This window comes from Actinomycetota bacterium, from assembly GCA_005888325.1.
In the GTDB taxonomy this organism is placed as follows: Bacteria; Actinomycetota; Acidimicrobiia; order Acidimicrobiales; family AC-14; genus AC-14.
The window spans coordinates 91,277-109,657 of sequence record VAWU01000013.1 but is presented as its reverse complement, the minus strand read 5'-3'; the positions used below and the strand labels follow the sequence as shown (position 1 = coordinate 109,657).

General features: G+C 70.4%; 19 protein-coding genes. 3 read left to right on the top strand and 16 right to left on the bottom strand.

The window, feature by feature from the left end; genetic code table 11:
• Window positions 1–19 precede the first annotated feature (19 nt).
• The 14 genes from nuoG to E6G06_02635 form a co-directional block, all read right to left on the bottom strand.
• Window positions 20–2,707 (bottom strand): NADH-quinone oxidoreductase subunit NuoG, encoded by a 2,688-nt coding sequence (gene nuoG, locus E6G06_02700; protein TML93403.1) that lies wholly within the window; start codon window positions 2,705–2,707, stop codon window positions 20–22.
• Between the two features lie 81 nt (window positions 2,708–2,788).
• Window positions 2,789–4,093, bottom strand: a complete 1,305-nt coding sequence (gene nuoF / locus E6G06_02695) for an NADH-quinone oxidoreductase subunit NuoF (protein TML93402.1) — start codon at window positions 4,091–4,093, stop codon at window positions 2,789–2,791.
• Entirely contained in the window at window positions 4,094–4,654 is a 561-nt protein-coding gene (locus E6G06_02690; protein TML93401.1) for an NAD(P)H-dependent oxidoreductase subunit E, read from the bottom strand. It lies immediately after the preceding gene.
• A gap of 2 nt (window positions 4,655–4,656) precedes the next feature.
• Complete coding sequence (locus tag E6G06_02685; protein TML93400.1) at window positions 4,657–5,967, bottom strand: NADH-quinone oxidoreductase subunit D; 1,311 nt, start codon at window positions 5,965–5,967, stop codon at window positions 4,657–4,659.
• Between the two features lie 284 nt (window positions 5,968–6,251).
• Window positions 6,252–6,731 (bottom strand): NADH-quinone oxidoreductase subunit C, encoded by a 480-nt coding sequence (locus E6G06_02680; GenBank protein TML93459.1) that lies wholly within the window; start codon window positions 6,729–6,731, stop codon window positions 6,252–6,254.
• 48 nt (window positions 6,732–6,779) lie between these two features.
• On the bottom strand, window positions 6,780–7,322 hold the full coding sequence (locus E6G06_02675) for an NADH-quinone oxidoreductase subunit B (GenBank protein TML93399.1): 543 nt from the start codon (window positions 7,320–7,322) through the stop codon (window positions 6,780–6,782).
• Window positions 7,323–7,324: 2 nt separating this feature from the next.
• The gene (locus tag E6G06_02670) at window positions 7,325–7,786 is read right to left on the bottom strand and encodes an NADH-ubiquinone/plastoquinone oxidoreductase chain 3 (protein TML93398.1); all 462 of its coding nucleotides are present in this window, start codon (window positions 7,784–7,786) and stop codon (window positions 7,325–7,327) included.
• Window positions 7,786–8,544: a hypothetical protein gene (locus tag E6G06_02665; GenBank protein ID TML93397.1), complete on the bottom strand. Its 759-nt coding sequence runs from the start codon at window positions 8,542–8,544 to the stop codon at window positions 7,786–7,788. Before E6G06_02665 ends, E6G06_02670 begins: the two co-directional genes overlap by 1 nt.
• Window positions 8,544–9,791: a c-type cytochrome gene (locus E6G06_02660; GenBank protein TML93396.1), complete on the bottom strand. Its 1,248-nt coding sequence runs from the start codon at window positions 9,789–9,791 to the stop codon at window positions 8,544–8,546. Before E6G06_02660 ends, E6G06_02665 begins: the two co-directional genes overlap by 1 nt.
• Window positions 9,599–10,282 (bottom strand): Rieske 2Fe-2S domain-containing protein, encoded by a 684-nt coding sequence (locus E6G06_02655; protein TML93458.1) that lies wholly within the window; start codon window positions 10,280–10,282, stop codon window positions 9,599–9,601. The genes E6G06_02660 and E6G06_02655 overlap by 193 nt, the downstream gene beginning before the upstream one ends.
• Before the next feature lie 206 nt (window positions 10,283–10,488).
• Window positions 10,489–11,379 (bottom strand): menaquinol-cytochrome c reductase cytochrome b subunit, encoded by an 891-nt coding sequence (locus E6G06_02650; GenBank protein TML93395.1) that lies wholly within the window; start codon window positions 11,377–11,379, stop codon window positions 10,489–10,491.
• Window positions 11,380–11,394: 15 nt separating this feature from the next.
• Window positions 11,395–12,111: a DUF4405 domain-containing protein gene (locus tag E6G06_02645; protein TML93457.1), complete on the bottom strand. Its 717-nt coding sequence runs from the start codon at window positions 12,109–12,111 to the stop codon at window positions 11,395–11,397.
• A 96-nt stretch (window positions 12,112–12,207) separates the two neighbouring features.
• A complete protein-coding gene (locus E6G06_02640) occupies window positions 12,208–12,621 on the bottom strand; it encodes a 4Fe-4S dicluster domain-containing protein (GenBank protein ID TML93394.1) in 414 nt (137 codons plus the stop codon).
• Between the two features lies 1 nt (window position 12,622).
• Complete coding sequence (locus tag E6G06_02635) at window positions 12,623–13,087, bottom strand: hypothetical protein (protein TML93393.1); 465 nt, start codon at window positions 13,085–13,087, stop codon at window positions 12,623–12,625.
• Between the two features lie 320 nt (window positions 13,088–13,407).
• On the opposite strand from E6G06_02635, the gene E6G06_02630 reads away from it, so the two are divergent.
• Genes E6G06_02630 through E6G06_02620 form a run of 3 tightly spaced genes read left to right on the top strand, consistent with a single transcriptional unit; the run spans window position 13,408 to window position 16,101 of the window.
• Window positions 13,408–14,070 carry a cytochrome c gene (locus E6G06_02630; GenBank protein TML93392.1) on the top strand — a complete coding sequence of 221 codons (663 nt, stop codon included), beginning with the start codon at window positions 13,408–13,410 and terminating at the stop codon, window positions 14,068–14,070.
• Window positions 14,070–15,314, top strand: coding sequence for a geranylgeranyl reductase family protein (locus tag E6G06_02625; protein ID TML93391.1), 1,245 nt, complete (start codon window positions 14,070–14,072; stop codon window positions 15,312–15,314). The genes E6G06_02630 and E6G06_02625 overlap by 1 nt, the downstream gene beginning before the upstream one ends.
• 34 nt (window positions 15,315–15,348) lie before the next feature.
• Entirely contained in the window at window positions 15,349–16,101 is a 753-nt protein-coding gene (locus E6G06_02620; GenBank protein ID TML93390.1) for a hypothetical protein, read from the top strand.
• Between the two features lie 19 nt (window positions 16,102–16,120).
• Here E6G06_02620 and hemL read toward each other — a convergent pair whose 3' ends face one another.
• Both hemL and hemB read right to left on the bottom strand, forming a co-directional pair.
• On the bottom strand, window positions 16,121–17,383 hold the full coding sequence (gene hemL, locus E6G06_02615) for a glutamate-1-semialdehyde-2,1-aminomutase (protein TML93456.1): 1,263 nt from the start codon (window positions 17,381–17,383) through the stop codon (window positions 16,121–16,123).
• Window positions 17,376–18,380, bottom strand: a complete 1,005-nt coding sequence (hemB, locus tag E6G06_02610) for a porphobilinogen synthase (protein ID TML93389.1) — start codon at window positions 18,378–18,380, stop codon at window positions 17,376–17,378. Before hemB ends, hemL begins: the two co-directional genes overlap by 8 nt.
• Window position 18,381: the final 1 nt, after the last annotated feature.

The window sequence follows — 18,381 nt, the reverse complement described above, 5'->3', positions numbered from 1 at the left end:
GCCTTCAAAGCGACGCCCCTCACAGCGACTCCATCCGGATGTCGGTGACGGGCTCGGACGCGTCGATGAGGTCGGCGGCGGAGATGTCGCCGGGTTGGTTGAAGGTGATCGAGATCGACCCGCGCGGCAGGCCGGTCCACGCCGTCACCGGCAGCTCTCTGGTCGCGCGCTCCGACACCATGCGCACCCGGTCGCCCGACGCCAGGCCGAGCCGCTCGAGATCGTGCGGGTTCACCCGCACGCGCGCGCCCGGCGCGAGATGCGCCATCGACGGACAGTGCTGCACCATGGCACCGCAGTCGTAGAGGCTCCGGGCCGACACCAGGCGGAGGGCGTAGGCGTCGAGCGCCGGCAACGACCTGGCCCGATCCCGGGTGGTGAACGCCAGCAGCGGCGGCCGCTCCGTCTCGGGCGTCGGTACGGCGTCGTGACCGGGTGCTTCGGGTGCGGTGCCAGAAGCCGCCTGCGTGACCACGCCCTCGCCCTGGCTCGCGGCGGCACGCGTCTCGATGGCCTCGATGACGCGATCGGCGACATCGACCTCGGCTGTGGTCCGCGCGCTGTGATCGTCGCGGCCCGCGAGCGGGACGACGACGCCGTCGCGGTGGTCGATGCCGCGCAGCACGTCGAGGGTGATGCCGGCGTGGGCCGGTGCGACACGCTCGATCTCGGCCCAGATGTCGTCGGTCGACTCGAAGCCGAGGTCGTCGCCCAGCCGGGCCGCGAGGTCGACTGCGATCATCCAGTCGGGACGGGCGGTTCCCGGCGGCGTGACCTTCTGGCCGAGACGGGTGATGCGCCCCTCGAGGTTGGTCGTCGTGGCCGGCCGCTCGGCGAAGCCGGCCGCGGGGAGGACCACGTCGGCCTGCTTCACCGAGTCGGTCGCGAACAGATCGACCGCGATCACGAAACCGGCGGCGCCCACGGCCCGCCGGGCGAGGGCGCGATCGGGGAAGTCGGCAAGCGGGTCGGCACCAAGGAGCACCAGCGCGTGAATGCGCCCGTCGAGTGCGGCGCGGAGGATCCCGTTCGCGTCAAGCCCGGTCTCCTCGGGCGCCGCGCCCCACGCGTCGACGAACCAGGCGTGCGCGTCGGCGAGCGCGACCCGTCCGGGCAGGATCCCCGGGGCCAGGCCCATGTCGAGCGCGCCGTGCACGTTGCCGCGTCGCAGCGCGGGCAGGAAGCGTGCGTTCGGCAACCCCGCGGCGAGCACCGCCGCGGCCTCGGCGATGGAGGCTCCGGACTCCGCCAGGGACGGGCGGCCGAGCACGACGACGACGTCGTCGTGGCCGGCGAGCAGTTGCCGGGCGGCGGCGATGTCGGCGGTCGCGACGCCGGCGGCCCAGGCAATGTCGCCGTCTCCGCCCACGAGCGCCTCGGCGAGGGCGGCTGCCTCGCCGGGCCGGTACAGCAGGCTGGCGCGCGCGTGGCGGGTGAGGCCGGTCACCTGCGGGGCCAGCTCGATCACGACGGCACCGTCGTCGACCGCGGCCGCGCGCAGGCGCAGGTAGAGGACGGGCAGCTCCTCCTTGAGGTCGGGCGCGAGCAGGATGACGACCGAGGCTCGGCACGCGTCGTCGATAGTGGCGCGTGGAAGCCCGAGCACGACCTCGGCGGGGAGCCCGTCGCCCAGCTGGCAGTCGACGGAGTCGGTACCGAGGACGCCCTTCGCCAGCTTGGCCCACGCGTACGCGTCCTCGTTGCCGAGGCGCGCCCCGCCGAGGACGGCGATCGAGCCCGGCCCGTGGAGGTCGCGTGCCTGGCGCAGACCTTTGGCGGCGGCCGCGAGCGCGACCCCCCAAGACGCCTCGCTCAGCGCGCCGCTCGCGCGCACGAGGGGCGCGCTCAGGCGGTCGCCGGCGGTGACGGACTCGAAGCCGAAGCGTCCCTTGTCGCACAGCCAGCCGTGATTCGTCGGCTCGGCGTCGACGCCGAGGTAGCGCACCAACCGGTTGGACGACGACTGCACCGCGATGCGGCAACCGACCGCGCACGTGGTGCACGTGGACTCCACCTGCTCGAGGTCCCACGGGCGGGCGCGGAAGCGGTACGGCGACGCGGTGAGCGCGCCGACCGGACAGATCTGGACGGTGTTACCGCTGAAGTACGAGGTGAAGGGGTCGTCGGGAAAGGTCAGCACCTGCGTCTCGTTGCCACGCTCGTTGAACGAGATGAGGGGGTCGCCCGCCACCTCGTCCGCGAAGCGGGTGCAACGGGCGCAGAGGATGCACCGCTCGCGGTCGAGCGCGACCAGGTCGCTGATCGGGATCGGCTTCTCGAAGTGGCGCTTCTCCTCGACGAAGCGGCTCTCGCCGGGACCGAAGGCAAAGGTCTGGTCCTGCAGCGGGCACTCGCCGCCGCGGTCGCACACGGGGCAGTCGAGCGGGTGGTTGATGAGCAGGAACTCGAGCACGCCGTCCTGGGCCTTCTTGACCCCGGGCGTGGTGGTGTGGACGACCATCCCCTCCGCGACCGGCGTGGTGCACGCCGGTGGCAGCCCGCGCACGCCGTCGATCTCGACGAGGCACATGCGGCACATCCCGACCGGTGCCATGCGCGGGTGCCAGCAGAAGCGCGGGATGTAGACCCCGTGGCGCTCGGCCGCCGCGATCACCAGCTCGCCGGGTCGGGCTTCGAAGGTGCGGCCGTCGACCGTGACCGTGACGGTGTCCTTCACCGTGTCCGTTGCGCTGCGGTGCTCGGTCATCGGGTCACCGTCCTCGTTCCTCGGACGGTGCCCCAACCTGCCACATGGGACCTGCGCTCCTCGCTGCGCTGCGGTGCTCGCTCATCGGAAGGGGCAGCCGCCCTCTTTGACGTGGGTCAGGTACTCGTCTCGAAACATGCGGATCGACGTGTAGATCGACGACGGGATCGACGGGCCGAGGACGCAGATCGTGGTCTGGCCCGGTGGCCACGAAAGGCCGGGCGCAAGGTTGTCACACACGTCGAGCAGGAGGTCGAGGTCCTCCTCCCGCCCGGCGCCGAGCTCGATCCGGCGCAGCACCCTCTCCAGCCACGACCCACCCTCGCGACACGGCGTGCACTTGCCGCACGACTCGTGGGCGAAGAACTTGGTGATGCGCCACGCGGCGCGCACCGCGCACGTGTGCTCGTTCATGACCACCACCGAGCCCGAGCCCAGCATCGAGCCCCGACGTTGCACCTCGTCGAGATCGAGCGGGCAATCGAGCTGGTCGGGACCGAACCACGGTGCCGACGCTCCTCCCGGGACGAAGGCCTTCACCTCCTCGCCACCGCGGATGCCACCACCGAGCTCGGGGTCGAAGAACAGGTCGCGGAACGTCACGGTGGCGAGCTCGGTCTCGTAGTTGCCGGGCCGGTTCACGTGGCCGGACAACGACCAGATCCGGGTGCCGGTCGACTTGTCCTTCCCCAGCGCCGCGTACGCAGCCCCGCCGTGCTGCACGATCCACGGCAGGTTCGACAGCGTCTCGACGTTGTTGACGACGGTCGGCTTCTGGTAGAGGCCCTTGACCGCGGGGAACGGCGGGCGGATCCGCGGCTCACCGCGCTGGCCCTCGAGGCTGGACAAGAGCGCCGTCTCCTCGCCACAGATGTAGGCGCCGGCGCCGGCATGGACGACGATGTCGAGATCGAAGCCCGACCGGAAGATGTCGCGGCCGAGGTGGCCTCGGGCGTACGCGTCCGCGACCGCCTGCGTCAGGCGCTCCAGCCCGAGGGCGAACTCTCCCCGGATGTAGATGAACGCCAGCGTGCACTTGAGGGCATAGGCGGCAATGGCCGTGCCTTCGATGAGCTGGTGGGGGTCGCGCTCGATCAGCTGGTGGTCCTTGAAGGTAGCCGGCTCGCCCTCGTCGGCGTTCACGACGAGGTAGCGGGGGAAGGTGTCGGCCGGGAGGAAGCTCCACTTCATGCCCGCGGAGAAGCCGGCACCGCCCCGGCCGCGGAGGCCCGAGGCCTTCACCTCGTCGACCAGCTCCTCGGGCGCGCGCTTCAGCGCGGCAGGAAGCGCCTCGTAGCCGCCGGTGCGCACGTAGCGGTCGACGGTGTGCGAGTCATCGAACCTCATGCGGCTGAACAGGATGTCGGGCGCCCCCCGGAACGCCATCTACGCCCCGTCTCTCGCCGCGCTCATCGGGTGGGGACGCGCGTCGCGGTTGAGCACGCCGTGCCGGGGCACGTCTCGCTCGAGGCGGCCGGCGCGCAGGTCGTCGCACAGCCGGTCGAAGTCGTCGGGAGTCACGGGGCCGAAGAAGCGGTAGTTCACCTGCAGGCAGGGCGCCTTGTCGCAGTGGGCCAGGCACTCCACCTCCTCGAGGGTGAACGAGCCGTCCGCGGTCGTGCCGTCGGGGCGCACGCCGAGCGACTGCTCCGCGTGCTCCAGCAGCTCGATCCCACCATCGATGAGACACGCGATGTTCGTGCAGACCGAGACGAGATAGGTGCCGACGGGCTCGCGCTTGAACATCGTGTAGAAGCTCGCGGTGCCCACCACCTCAGAGGGAGTGAGGTCGAGCAGCTCGGCGATGTGCTCCATCGCGTCGTCCGCCACGTAGCCGTCCTGCTCCTGAGCGAGATGGAGAAGCGGCAGGAGCGCGGACCGACGGCTTGGGTAGCGCGCGACGATCTCGGTCGCCCGCTGCACGCGCTCCGGTTCGAGCCGGGCCACGGCTAGCGGTCGACCTCGCCCATGATCGGGTCGACGGAGGAGATGATGGCGACGGCGTCAGCGATCAAGCCACCGCGCATCAGGTGCGGGAGCGTCTGCAGGTTCACGAACGACGGCGCCCGGATGTGCAGACGGTAGGGGTTGGCGCTCCCATCGGAGACGAGATAGCACCCGAGCTCGCCGCGGGGCGACTCGATGGCGACGTACGCCTCGCCGGCCGGCACCTTGAAGCCCTCGGTGAAGAGCTTGAAGTGGTGGATCAGCGCCTCCATCGACTCGTCGATGCGCGCTCGTGGCGGCGGGGTCACCTTCTTGTCCTGCAGCCGGTAGTCGCCCGGCGGCATGCGCTCGAGGATCTGTTGGACGATGCGCATCGACTCGCGCACCTCGTTGATTCGCACCGCGTAGCGGTCGAACGTGTCGCCGTAGGTGCCGACGACGACGTCGAAGTCGACCTGGTCGTAGAAGCAGTACGGCATCTCCCGGCGGAGGTCCCACGGCACGCCCGCGGCGCGCAGGATGGGCCCGGTGACACCGAGCGCGATGGCTTCCTCGCCGCTGATCACGCCGACGCCCTGGCTCCGCTCCTGCCAGATGGTCTGGCCCGTGAAGAGCGTGTCGTAGTCGGCGAGCTCGTCGGGCAGCTCGGCGAGCAGGTGGAGCACGTCGTCGCGCCAACCGTCGGGCAGGTCGGCGGCCACGCCGCCGGGACGGATGTAGTTGCAGTTCATCCGCAGGCCGGACACCTTCTCAAAGAAGTGCAGGTGCTTCTCGCGCTCGCGGAAACCGAAGATCATCATCGTCGTCGCCCCGAGATCCATGCCGTTGGTGGCGAGGAAGGTGAAGTGGGACGACATCCGGTTGAGCTCGGTCATGAGCATGCGGATCCACGTGGCCCGCGGCGGCACCTCGATGTCGAGCAGCTTCTCGGTCGCGAGCGCGAACACGAGCTCGTTGTGGAGAGGCGAGAGGTAGTCCATGCGCGTGACGTTGGTGCCCCCCTGCAGGTAGGTCAGCTCCTCACCGGTCTTCTCCATCCCGGTGTGCAGGTAGCCGATGACGGGTTTCGTGCGGAGCACGGTCTCACCGTCGAGCTCGAGCATGAGGCGCAGCACGCCGTGCGTGCTGGGGTGCTGCGGCCCCATGTTGATGATCATCGTCTCGTCGTCGGTGAGCGCGGAATCGACGTCGTCGGGGAGGTGGGGCACGCGCAGCACCGCACCCTGCTCGCGCAGGCGCTCGGCGACCTCCGTGGCCGAGCGCGGGCGGATCTCCTGCTCTCCCTCGGCTGTCTCCTGGACGAGGTCGCTCATCGGTCCACCGTGCCTCGTCCCTCGGCCGCTGCACCGATCTGCGACATGGGACCTGCGCTCCTCGCTGCGCTGCGGTGCTCGGTCACTGGTCCACCGTGCCTCGTCCCTCGGCCGCTGCACCGATCTGCGACATGGGACCTGCGCTCCTCGCTGCGCTCTGCTTCTGAGAGGCATGGTGCTCGGTCACTGGTCCACCGTGCCTCGTCCCTCGGCCGCTGCACCGATCTCCCACATGGGACCTGCGCTCCTCGCTGCGCTCTGCTTCTGAGAGGCATGGTGCTCGGTCATGTCGGTGGGTTCCCGGGTGTGGCTTTGAACTGCACGGGGATGCGACCGACCGCATAGTCCTTGCGCAGCGGGTGCCCCTCCCAGTCGTCGGGCATGAGGATCCGGGTGAGGTCGGGATGCCCGGTGAAGACGATGCCGAACAGGTCGTAGGTCTCGCGCTCCATCGCCTCGGTGCCCGGATAGATCTCGAACAGCGACGGGAGGATGGGGTCGGCGGCGGGCACCTGGACGCGCAGCCGTACGCGCTTGTGCTCGGCGAGCGAGAGCAGGTTGACCACCACCTCGAACCGCTCGGGCGCCACGGCGGGGGGCAGGCCACGGTGGGCGTTGAGCAGGTAATCGACGCCGCACAGGTCGACGCACATCGCGTAGCCGTCGTCGTCCGCGAGGGCGCGCACGAGGTCGAGGTAGCTCTCGCGCTCCGGGAACAGCACGAGCTGTCCGTGGGAGAGCGAGGCGGGGGCGCCGCGCACCAGCGCGGGCTCCTCCTCGGGCGCGTCCTGGGGGGTGGGCGCGTCGGGCACTTACTTCGGAGTCCCGACGGCGACGCGAGCGGGCTCGACGTGCACGCCGGCGCCTCCGCCACCGGCCTCCCTCCGCCGGGTGATCTCGCCGGTGCGGATCATCTCGTGGAGCGTGAGGATCGAGTGGAGCAGCGTCTCGGGCCCAGGTGGGCATCCGGGCGCGTACACGTCGACGGGCACGATCTGGTCGACGCCCTGCACGATCGCGTAGTTGTTGAACATGCCGCCGGTCGACGCGCACACGCCCATCGAGATGACCCACTTCGGCTCCATCATCTGGTCGTAGATCTGGCGCAGGACCGGAGCCATCTTCTGGCTCACCCGGCCGGCCACGATCATGAGGTCGGCCTGACGGGGCGAGGCCCGGAAGATCTCCATGCCGAAGCGGCTCAGGTCGTAGTGGGCGGCGCCGGTGGTCATCATCTCGATGGCACAGCACGCGAGCCCGAAGGTCGCGGGCCAGACGCTGTTTCGCCGGGCCCATTTCACGAGGTCCTCCACCCGGCCCGTCAGGAAGCTGTGGTCGAGCTGCTCGAGGCCCATCGCTACGCGGCCTCGCCCCGGCCCGTCGTCCCCACCCGGCGGACCGTCGTCTCGGTCGTGCGACTCGAAGCGAAAGCACCGTGGTCGAGCGTCGACGCGATGCGCTTCGCCGGCCCCCAGTCGAGGACGCCGTTGCCGATCAGGTACACGAACGAGATGAACACCGCGGCCGCGAACACCAACATCTCCCAGAGCCCGAAGGCCGCCAGCTGCCGGAAGATCACGGCCCACGGGTAGAGGAAGATGATCTCGATGTCGAAGATGACGAAGATCATCGCCACCAGGTAGAAGCGCACCGGGAATCGCTCGGGCGGCTCGCGGTCGGGGACGATCCCGCACTCGTAGGGCGCCTCCTTGGCCGCCGTCGGGCGGCGGGGGGCGAGCAGCCCCGACGCGAGGAACGAGATCCCGGCGAACACCCCGGCCAGGACGAACATCGCGAGAAGCGGCAGGTACTGCGCCATCAGGTCGTGACCTCGGCGCGCGCCCTCATGGCTTCCTTGTCGCGACGGTGCAGCGTCGAGGCGCACACCGAGAACAGTGCGATCGAGGACAGCGCGACGAGCGCGGGCTCACGACGGAGGGCACCGAGGTCGCGCACCAGGATCACCGAGACCACGGGCGCGTCGGGGGCGGCTCTCGGCGCCGCCGCGCTCTGGCCCGGGAGGGCTTCGGGCTTGAACGACCGTTGCACCTGCAGCACGAAGTAGTGCGGCGAGTGGCGGACGTTGAACGGCCGGAAGTTCAGCAGGTGGAACGGTCCGTAGCGCTCGCCGCCGGTATCGAAGGCGCCGACGACGATGTAACCGCCGGCATCGAAGTACTTGCGGCCCGGCTCGCCCGCCGGTGGCACCAGGATGGGGTCGGACGCGGCCAGCGCCTCGGTGGCCTCCTTGTCCTCGAGCGCCAGCTGCTTCCAGCCTCGCGGGAAGGTGCCCACCGCGGGCGTGCGCGCGTCGGCCAGGCTGCCCTGCACCACCTCCTTGACCTTCCACGCCGCGGGTGGGCCCTTCAGGCCGATCCCGTAGACCCACCAGGTGATGCCCATGATCGACATCCACCCGAAGAGCCCGGTGAGCGCGAGCAGCAACCCCAGACGGGCACCGGTGTCGGTGGCCAGGACCATGTACACGGTGCCGGGGAGCAGGACGATCGCGGTCAGCACCACGAGCGCGCCGCGGATGTTGGGATCCCAGGAGATGCCGGCGAGGACGAACCGCATCAGAGCCCCCGCTCGTAGTCGACGATGGCCTTGATCTGGGTTGTGCTGAGCATCTCGTTGAAGTGCGGCATCACGCCTTTGCTGATGCCGCGCACCCCGTACTGCTTGCCGAGCTCGGCCGTCTCGCTCACCCAGAGGATCTGGGCGGTGATGTTGGGGAACTGGCGCACGGTCGAGCCATCGACGAGCGACGGCCCGAACGCGCCGCCGCCGGCCACGTCGGGCTCACCGTAGGAGAACCCCTTCGTGTGGCAGCGGGCGCAAAACCCCTCGAACAGCAGCTGTCCGTCGCTCTTTCCCGCGTTGGCGGGGTTGGCCTTTGCGGCTGCGAGCGTGGCGTCGGCCTGGGCCTTGGCCTTTGCGGGGCCGATGCTGATGCTGTGCAGGTAGGTGATGAGGTCGTCGATCTGCTGGTCGTTCATCGGCCCACCACCCTTGACGCCCCACGCGGGCATCGGCGTGCCGGGCCGACCGTAGACGAGGATGTTGCGGATCTCGTCGTCGCGATAGCGGAGCGTTACCGTGTTCAGTGGCGGACAGTCCCACGAGACCGGACGCGGTGGGGCGTTGGGGTTGAGCGGATCGGAGAGCTGGAAGGTGCGCGCCGCGCCCTGGCCGTCCGCGCCGTGGCACTGCGCGCAGTTGAAGTGCGCCTTGCGCGCGCCCGGCTCGCCTTCCTTGGGCGGTGCCGCGAAGAGATTCTTGCCGTGCTCGATGGCGTTGCGTTCGAACCAGGCGGTGCCCCGGTCGAAGCCGCCCCCCGCCTCGCGGGTCGGCTCGCGGAGCCAGTAGACGGGCAGCCCGACGGCGATGAAGCCCATGAGCACCAGGCCCCACGTGAGCGCCTTGGTGAGCTTGGGCCCCTCGAGCCCCTCGTCGTCGAGATAGGGCTTGCGGTTGGGTGCGAGCTCGATCTCGCTCCCCGGCTCGGCGGTGCGCCGGGTGGTGCCCACGATGTAGACGAGCCAGCCGACGACCATGACGATGGCGACGCCGAGGCCGATCCGCTGCTGACGCGACAGCGCGAGGATGAGGTCCGCGCTTCCGTACTCGCTCATACGCAGTGGGGACCTTCCGCCTCCTGGCCCGTGGTGTTGGTGCCGATCGGCGGCCCGACGATGATCGTCTTGGTGTCGACGTTGACGACGCCGCCCTCGACGCTGACCACGAACCGGTCGAGGCCGCGAGGCGCGGGACCGCCCTTCTTCTCTCCGACGCGGTTGTACTGCGAGCCGTGGCACGGACATTCGAACCACTGCGACGTCGGGCACCACGGCACGCGACAACCGAGGTGCACGCACTTCTGGTACAGCGCCACCACTCCGGCCTGATAGCCCTCGATCACCGATGCGTACGCGGCGATGCCCTTGGCCTTGGCGACCGCGTCCTTCGGATAGGGGTTGATGTAGAAGCGTCCCTCGGCGACGTAGAAGGGCTCCTTCTTGTCCGCGATCTGGCCCAGGATCTCCTCGAGGGTGCCGGCGCGGATCTTCGAGCCGAAGCCTCCGGACAGTGTGGGCCAGAGGAAGGCGAGCATCGACCCACCGAAGCTCGCCAGCCCGAGCGTGAACAGGGTGACGACACCGCGGTTGAGGAACTGCCGGCGCGTGACCTCGAGCGTCTCCATGTCGACCGGGACCGCGGGCGGCCTCGGGGGCTCGGTGGTGGCGGGCAGCACGACCCTGCGGCCTTCGAGGCGCTCGGCTACCGCGGCCCGCTCGACCTCGCGCCCGGTCATGACCGGGGGCGGCTCGAGGTCGCCGAGCGCCTCTGCAGCGGCGCTCTCACTGCGATCGCGAGTGCGCGTCTCGCGCGACAAACGGCCGACGGCGCGGTTCTCGTCACGACGGCGGGCGGTGGTGAACAACAGGATCACCGCCAACAGCGCGACGCCGGCGAGCACGATGCCGAGGATGGTGCCTGTGCTCACGGGAGGCTCCTCATCTACAGGTCGAAGAACAGGCCGTCGCGCCAGGGCAAGGTGAAGTTGAACCCGGGCCCTCGGAAGAACGAGCCGATGATGACGAGGACAGCCCAGAACATGAGGAACAAGGTGAAGAGGGCGATGGCGAACTTGCGGTCCTCGGGCTTCTGGCTGGGGTTGCGGTCGCTGTACGGCGCCAGCATCAGCCCGAAGATGCCGATGCCCGGGATGGTCACGCCGGCGACCATCGGGTGGAACATCGTCAGCAGCTCCTGCAGGCCGAGGAAGTACCACGGCGCCTTGGACGGGTTGGGGGTGAAGTTGTAGTTCGCCGTCTCGAGCAGCGGCGCGTTGACGAAGATCGAGAACACCAGCGTGAATGCGGTCATCGCCAGCGCGGCGACGAACTCGGCGACGAGCAGGTGCGGCCACACGTGCACCTTGTCGGTGGGGACGGACTTGACGTCCTGGATGGAGCCCGCCTTGACGACCGTGAGCAGGCGCTGCGTGTGACCCTCGGGCCCGGACAGGCCGGACGGCGCCGGGGCGGTGGCGGTTGCGACCGCGGCTGCCGCGGCGGCGGGCGGTGGGCTCGTCGCGGCGGCACCGCCGCCGCCACCGTCACCCTGGCCGCCCCCACCGGCCAGCGCGTCCTTGCGCGCCTGGCTGCGGGCGAGGAGGTGGGCGGGGATCTTGCCGGAGGGATCGGAGGGCGCGCTCGCCGCGGGCGCCGCGGGCTCGGCCGGAGGCGCGGGCTCGGCCGCGGGCTCCTCGGGCTGCCCTCCCGGGGCAGCTGTCTCCTCGGGCTGCCCTCCCGGGGCAGCTGTCTCCTCGGGCGGCTTGCCCGCGCCCGCGAGCGCCTCGCGCCGCTCCTTCGCCCGGCGCAGGAGATGTTCGGGTACTTCGGCCATGGGAACTCGCTCCCTCTACAGCGGGCCGGAGATTCCGCCGTCCTTGCGGACGCGCCAGAAGTGGATGGCCATGAAGATCACGATGATGAACGGGAACAGCAACACGTGGAGCACGTACCAGCGCAGCAGTGTCTCACTCGAGATCTCGACTCCGCTCAGCAGGACGAAGCGCACCTGCTGCCCGAACACGGGTGTGTAGCCCATCATGTTCGTGCCCACCGTGACCGCCCAGAGCGCGAGCTGGTCCCACGGCAGCAGGTAACCCGTGAACGACAGCAGCAGCGTGAGCGTGAGGAGGATCACGCCGATCACCCAGTTGAACTCGCGCGGTGGCTTGTACGCACCGTGATAGAAGACCCGCGCCATGTGCAAGAACACGGTGAGCACCATGAGGTGTGCGGCCCAGCGGTGCATGTTGCGCACGAGCAGGCCGAACGCGACGCCGGTGTGCAGCTGCTTGATGGTGTCCCACGCCTGGGCCTCGGTGGGCTTGTAGAAGAACATCAGGAAGATGCCCGTGATCGTGAGCAGGATGAAGAGGAAGAAGGACAGGCCGCCGAGGCAAAGCGTGTAGCTGACCTTCACCGCATGCCGCTTCACCTTCACGGGGTGAAGGTGGTACAGCAGGCTGTTCATGATGACGTAGGACCGGTTCCTCGGGCTGTCGGTGTAGCCCTTGCGGAAGATCGAGCCGGGCCGGAAGATCGACGTCCACGCCTGCGAGCCCTGCACCTTGGCGAACGTCTCGCCCGCCCGCTCGCCGAGGCGAAGCCGGCCACCGCCGTTTCCGTTTCCGTTGCCGCGTCGTGCCACCCGCCGTCCCCGTCTCTAGAACCGCATGCCGTACGAGTAGCCGTGCTTGTTGTCGCGTTGGTGCCGGTCGCCGTCGCGCGGCGCGACACCGGCCTTGCCCATGATGATCACACCGGTCGGGCAACGGTCGACGCAGAGCCCGCAACGGGTGCACACGTCCTCGTCGACTACGAACACCACGTGCTCGTCGGGGTCGATGCCGGGCTCGATCGTGTTGAGCGCCTCGGTGATCGTGTCGGTGCCGAGCATGTGGATGCACTTCCACGGGCAGATGTCGACACAGCCCTCGCACATGATGCACTCGGACTGGTCGATGTGGAGGAACTGCTTCGGCTTCACCGACTTGCTGAGGTCGTCGGGCGCGATCTCCTGCAGGACGTACTCGCCGGGAAACGCGGGCATCGGCGGGTTGGCGTCGGTCTTGGCCACGTCAGACCCTCCTCACCAGAGGACGGCCGAAGTCGGAGGTCGCCACCTCGGTGCTCTTGACCTGTCCGCGCTTCTGCCACATCGCCCACAGCGCGATCTGCACCCCGAGCATCACGATGTAGATGCCGGCCGCGATCATGTCGCGCAGCGCCTGGTAGGTGATCAGGATGCGCCCGGTGCCGCCGAACGTCTTGGCCGCGTCGCCGAACTTGACGCCTTTGGACGAGACGGCGAGCAGCAGCTTGTCGGAGCGCCAGACCAGTCGGTTGTCGGCCCACCGCAGCCATTGGTCCGGCACGACGCCGTAGGCGAGCAGCATGAGGCCGAAGACGAAGGTCGCCGCGAGGAAGGCTTCGCCCCACGTGAAGGGCGTGCCTGGGGGCCGGCGCCGGCCGACCCGGATGCAGATCCCGATGCCGATCACGAGCATGGCAAGGGAGACGAAGAACGCCGCAGAGAGGTTCATAGAACGGCCCCGACAACAGGGCGGACGACCCAGCCTGCCCCGACGACGGAGGCACACCACTCACGCTTCAGCGCGTGTCTCTTCACAGCCGAGACTCCTGGGTCAGCCGACACTTAGGCGTGCCCTTCTCTCCTCGTGAAATCTCTCACATTCTACTGGACAACGAGGACCCACAGCACCGGGGGACACCCGGCGTTCTAGCACGGCCCCTCCGCCGGAGGCACATCGGCGCGGCGGGGCCGATTGTGTGGTGTTTGGCCACATCTCGGGCGCCCGCATAGATTTCCCCGGAGCGCCCCTGAGCCCCGCCGGAGGACGAGTTGACCGAAGTTCCCGAGTACCTGCTGCGCCGGTCACGCGAACGGCGCGAGGCCTTGGGCCTCGGCACGGGAGGCAGCGACGCCCCGCCCCCCTCGGGCGACGCCCCACCCCCGTCGAGCGAGCCGAGCCCTCCGGTCGTGGTCGCCGCGGCGGACACGGCGCCCGGGAGCGAGGACGGAGCGCCGGTCGGGGCGGAGGCGGAGCCGGCCGCGGCCCTGCCCACCTACGTCGCGCCCCGCGGCCCCCGGAGCGGCATCCCGGTCTGGATGTTCCCGGTGCTCTTCATCCTGCCGTTCTGGGCCATCGTCTACGTGGGGGCGCTGGCTCCGCCCCAGCGGGCCGTGAGCCTCACGCCCATCCAGCTCGGCGCCCGGACCTTCAGCGCGAACTGCGCCAGCTGCCACGGCGCCAACGGTGAAGGCGTGGGTGACTTCCCCAAGCTGGCCGGCCAGGTGCTCCTGACCTTCCCGAACGAGGCCGATCACGTGAAGTGGGTCCAGGAGGGGTCGCAGACCAAGCCCAAGGGCACGCCGTACGGCGACCCCGCGCGTCCTGGCGGCCAGCACGTCGTCCAGCTGGGGAAGATGCCTGCGTTTGCAAGCACCCTGTCGCCCGAAGAGCTCAACGCCGTCGTCCTGTACGAACGCGAGACGTTCAAGTAGTGCCGCTCCACGACGTCGTCGTGGTGGGGGCGGGGCCTTCGGGCGCGGCGTGCGCCCACTGGCTGGCCGACGCCGGCCACGACGTCGTCATGGTGGAGAAGAAGTGCTTCCCGCGTGAGAAGACGTGTGGCGACGGCCTCACGCCGCGAGCCGTCAAGCAGCTCGACGACATGGGCCTCGGCGCCCAGCTGGCCGATCACCACCGGTTCGTGGGCCTACGGTCGATCGCGTTCGGCCGCACCCTCGAGCTCGAGTGGCCGGACACGCCCGGCTTCCCGCGTCACGGCTACGTCGTCACGCGCCAGGACCTCGACGACATTGTGTCGCAGCGGGCGGTGAAGGCGGGCGCCGCCCTTTGGGACGGTCGCGAGGCGGTCGCGCCCGTCCTCGAGCGCGGCCTGGTGCGGGGCGCGACCGTCACCGACAAGGGCTCCGGCCACACGACTGAGGTGCGTGGCCGCTTCGTCGTGGTCGCCGACGGGGCGAACTCGCGCTTCGGTCGATCGCTCGGGACGCAGCGCGACCGCTCCTACCCGCAGGGGATGGCGATCCGCGGCTACTTCCGCTCGCCGCGTCACGACGAGCCCTGGATCGAGTCGCACCTCGACATCCACGACCGGGCGGGCAACGTGCTGCCGGGCTACGGCTGGATCTTCCCGGTGGGCGACGGCCGGGTGAACGTCGGCATCGGGCTCCTGTCGACCTTCAACCAGTGGAAGGAGGTCAACACCTCGAAGCTCATGGACGACTTCGTCGCGTGGGCGCCCGCCTCGTGGGACATCCGCCCGGAGACGTCGTGCGGGCCGCCGACCGGTGGCCGCCTGCCCATGGGCCTGTCGGTCGGCCCCCACGTGGGCCCGACATGGCTCGTCGTGGGCGACGCGGGGGGCGCCATCAACCCGTTCAACGGGGAGGGCATCGCCTACGCGTACGAGACCGGTCGCCTCGCGGCCGAGGTGCTGCACGCGGCGCTCGCCTCCGGCGACGGCCTCGCGCTCCGGTCCTACGACGTCCGCCTGAAGGAGACCTACGGCCTCTACTTCAAGGTGGCGCGCGCCTTCGTCCGCATCATCGGCCGCCCGGAGCTCATGCGCGCCCTGGTGGGCACGGGCATGCACTCGCGCACGCTGATGGAATGGGTGCTGCGCATCATGGCGAACCTCTTGCGGCCGGACGAGCTGGGCCCGGCCGAGGCGGCCTACCGGGCCGTCGCCGCGATCGCCAGGCTCGCGCCCGCCGCCTGACCCTGGACACGACCCGGTCCCGTAGTCTGGTGTCGTGCGGTGTCTGTGGTGCCACAAATCGTGGTCGAACGCGGAGCGGCGGTGCCCATCCTGCGGCGCCGAGCTCGATCCCGAGGACGCGCCCACGGCCGTCCCCGGGTTCCGGGCGGCCAACCAGGAGCCGTTCACCCGGACGTCGACGTTCGTGCTCCGCCGCCTCTCCGTGGGCGGCTCGATCGTCTACCAGGGCCACGAAGGGCGCATCGAGGCGAACGTCGTGCCCGAGCACGAGCCGGACGGCCGGGCTGTGCTTGCGGCCTCCGGGGCCGGCCGGGCCCGCCTGAGCTGCGTCGACCTCGACGGCGACCCGCTCTTCAGCCTGGAGACCTACGACGCGGCCGACCGGTCGTTCACCGCCAGGGCGCCCGACGGCGAGGCGCTGGCGACGTACCTCTCGCAGGGCACCCTCCTCGCGCCTGAGGTGCTCGTGCGCGACGGCACCAGCGCGCCGGTCGCCACGCTGCGGCCCAAGCCCGGTGGGCTCGAGACCTTCGAGCTGTTCGAGACCGGCGGGGGCAAGGTCGCGGTGTGCTGGCGCGAGGACCTGGTGCTCGGAGAACAGGTCGACGAGCGCTGGTGCGTCAGCCTGTACGTCGACCGCTGCGCGCTGCCCCGCCTGGCGCTGGTCGCGCTCCCGCTCGTGTGCCTGATCCTCTTCGGGCGCCCCGCCCGGGCCCTCCCGAGGGAGCACGGCGACGGCGACGAGGTGCGGCCCGGGCTCGCCGCGGTGCTCGACCTGTTCGGCTGAACCCAGCGCGCGCGCGAAGTCAGGCGATCGAACGCGCGGCCGCGGCGGCGTGGTCAGCGGTGTACTCGAGCTCTTCCTTGGTGTGGGCGAGGCTCGGGAAGAGTGCCTCGAACGGGCTCGGCGGCAGCGCCTGGCCGCGATCGAGCATCGCGTGGAAGAAGCGCGCGTAGAGCTTTCCGTCGGCGCGCTTCGCGGATTCGTAGTCTTCCGGCGGGTCCTCCGCGAAGAACAGCCCGAGCAGCGGCCCGACGCGGGGCACCTGCACCGAGAGCCCGGCTTCGGTGATCACGTCGGTCAGCCACGACGCCAGCTGCGCGGCGCGTCCCGCGAGCATCGTGTAGGACGCTTCGTCGAGCAGGTCGAGCACGGCGAGGCCCGCCGCGGTGGCGAGCGGGTTCCCGCTGAGCGTTCCGGCCTGGTACACGGGTCCGTCCGGCGCGAGCACCGCCATCACGTCGGCCCGGCCGCCGAACGCCGCGAGGGGCAGGCCGCCGCCGATCACCTTCCCGAAGCACGAGAGGTCGGGCGTGATGCCGTAGTGCGCCTGCGCGCCGCCCGGGCCGAGACGAAAGCCCGTGACGACCTCGTCGAAGATCAGCAGCGCGCCTGCCGCGTCGCACGCGGCACGAAGGCCCTCGAGGAACCCGGGGACGGGCGCGACCAGGCCCATGTTGGCCGCGACCGGCTCCACGATCACGCACGCGACCGCCGCGTCGAGGGCAGGGACGACGTTGTAGGGCGCCACGACCGTGTCGGCCACCGACGCCGCGGTGACACCCGCCGACCCGGGCAACCCCAGGGTCGCGACACCGCTGCCGGCGGCGGCGAGTAGGTGGTCGGCGTGGCCGTGGTAGCAACCTGCGAACTTCACGATGCGATCGCGCCCGGTGAAGCCACGCGCCACCCGGACAGCCGACATGGTGGCCTCCGTGCCGCTCGAGACCAGCCGCACACGTTCGCAGCTCGGCACGCGCGCGCGGATGGCCTCGGCCAGCAGCACCTCGCGTTCGGTCGGCGCGCCATACGACGTGCCGTCGGCGGCGGCGCGCTGCACGGCAGCGACCACCGCGGGATGCGCGTGACCGAGGATCGATGCGCCCCACGACTGCACGTAATCCGTGTAGCGGCGGCCCTCGACGTCCCACACATGACAGCCCTGGGCGCGGGACACGAAGTACGGCGTGCCCCCGACGTTGCCGAAGGCGCGCACGGGCGAGTTGACCCCGCCGGGGATGACACCGCAGGCGCGCTCGAACAGCTCTTCGTTGCGGCTGCTACCCAAGCCCACCCTCGGCCAGCTCGCGCGCGAAGTAGGTGAGGATGATGTCCGCGCCGGCCCGCTTCACCGCGGTCAGGTGCTCGAGTGCCACCGCGGGGCCGTCGAGCCACCCGCGCTCGGCCGCCGCCTTCACCATCGCGTACTCGCCCGAGACGTGGTACGCCGCCACCGGGAGATCGAAGCGCGCACGTACCGACGCGATGACGTCGAGGTACGCGAGAGCCGGCTTCACCATCACGATGTCCGCGCCTTCGGCCACGTCGAGCTCGACCTCGGCGAGCGCCTCACGCCGGTTGTGCCAGTCCTGTTGGTAGCCCTTGCGGTCACCGCCGCCCGTGATCGTCACGTCGACCGCGTCGCGGAACGGTCCGTAGAGCGCGGAGGCGTACTTCGCCGCGTAGGCCAGGATCGCGACCTCGTCGCAACCCGTGCCGTCGAGCGCGTCGCGAATGGCGCCGACCTGTCCGTCCATCATGCCGCTGGGGGCGACGATGTCTGCGCCTGCGTCGGCCTGCGCGAGCGCGATACGCGCATACAGCTCGAGGGTCTCGTCGTTGTCGACCACCGTCGCGCCCCCGGGGCCGGCGCGCACGATCCCGCAGTGCCCGTGGTCGGTGTACTCGTCGAGGCAGAGGTCGGCAATGAGGACGAGCGACTCGCCCACCTCGTCGCGCAGGTCACGCAGCGCCACCTGCACGATGCCGTCCGGGTCGTATGCCCCGCTCCCTGTCGCGTCCTTGTGCTCCGGGATGCCGAAGAGGATCACCGCGGGCAGCCCCAGGTCGGCGAGCTCGCGCGCCTCCTTCCGCAGCGACTCGCGCGTGTGCTGCACGACCCCCGGCATCGACGCGATGGGCTCGGGTGCGTCGATGCCCTCGCGCACGAACAGCGGGGCGACGACGTCGTCGACGCTGACGGCCGCCTCCGCGACGAGACGCCGCAGCGCGGGCGTGCGCCGGAGGCGACGGAGACGACGGGCCGGGAAGCTCACCCTCCTCATG

What these genes read in the sequence shown, in the direction of transcription:
- hemB (TML93389.1), bottom strand. Translation starts at nt 18,380, where the DNA reads ATGAGGAGGGTGAGCTTCCCGGCCCGTCGTCTCCGTCGCCTCCGGCGC.
- E6G06_02670 (TML93398.1), bottom strand. Translation starts at nt 7,786, where the DNA reads ATGGCGCAGTACCTGCCGCTTCTCGCGATGTTCGTCCTGGCCGGGGTG.
- nuoG (TML93403.1), bottom strand. Translation starts at nt 2,707, where the DNA reads ATGACCGAGCACCGCAGCGCAACGGACACGGTGAAGGACACCGTCACG.
- E6G06_02665 (TML93397.1), bottom strand. Translation starts at nt 8,544, where the DNA reads ATGCGGTTCGTCCTCGCCGGCATCTCCTGGGATCCCAACATCCGCGGC.
- E6G06_02660 (TML93396.1), bottom strand. Translation starts at nt 9,791, where the DNA reads ATGTCCGTGCCACGGCTCGCAGTACAACCGCGTCGGAGAGAAGAAGGG.
- nuoF (TML93402.1), bottom strand. Translation starts at nt 4,093, where the DNA reads ATGGCGTTCCGGGGGGCGCCCGACATCCTGTTCAGCCGCATGAGGTTC.
- E6G06_02675 (TML93399.1), bottom strand. Translation starts at nt 7,322, where the DNA reads ATGGGCCTCGAGCAGCTCGACCACAGCTTCCTGACGGGCCGGGTGGAG.
- E6G06_02635 (TML93393.1), bottom strand. Translation starts at nt 13,087, where the DNA reads ATGAACCTCTCTGCGGCGTTCTTCGTCTCCCTTGCCATGCTCGTGATC.
- E6G06_02655 (TML93458.1), bottom strand. Translation starts at nt 10,282, where the DNA reads ATGACCGGGCGCGAGGTCGAGCGGGCCGCGGTAGCCGAGCGCCTCGAA.
- E6G06_02685 (TML93400.1), bottom strand. Translation starts at nt 5,967, where the DNA reads ATGAGCGACCTCGTCCAGGAGACAGCCGAGGGAGAGCAGGAGATCCGC.
- E6G06_02650 (TML93395.1), bottom strand. Translation starts at nt 11,379, where the DNA reads ATGGCCGAAGTACCCGAACATCTCCTGCGCCGGGCGAAGGAGCGGCGC.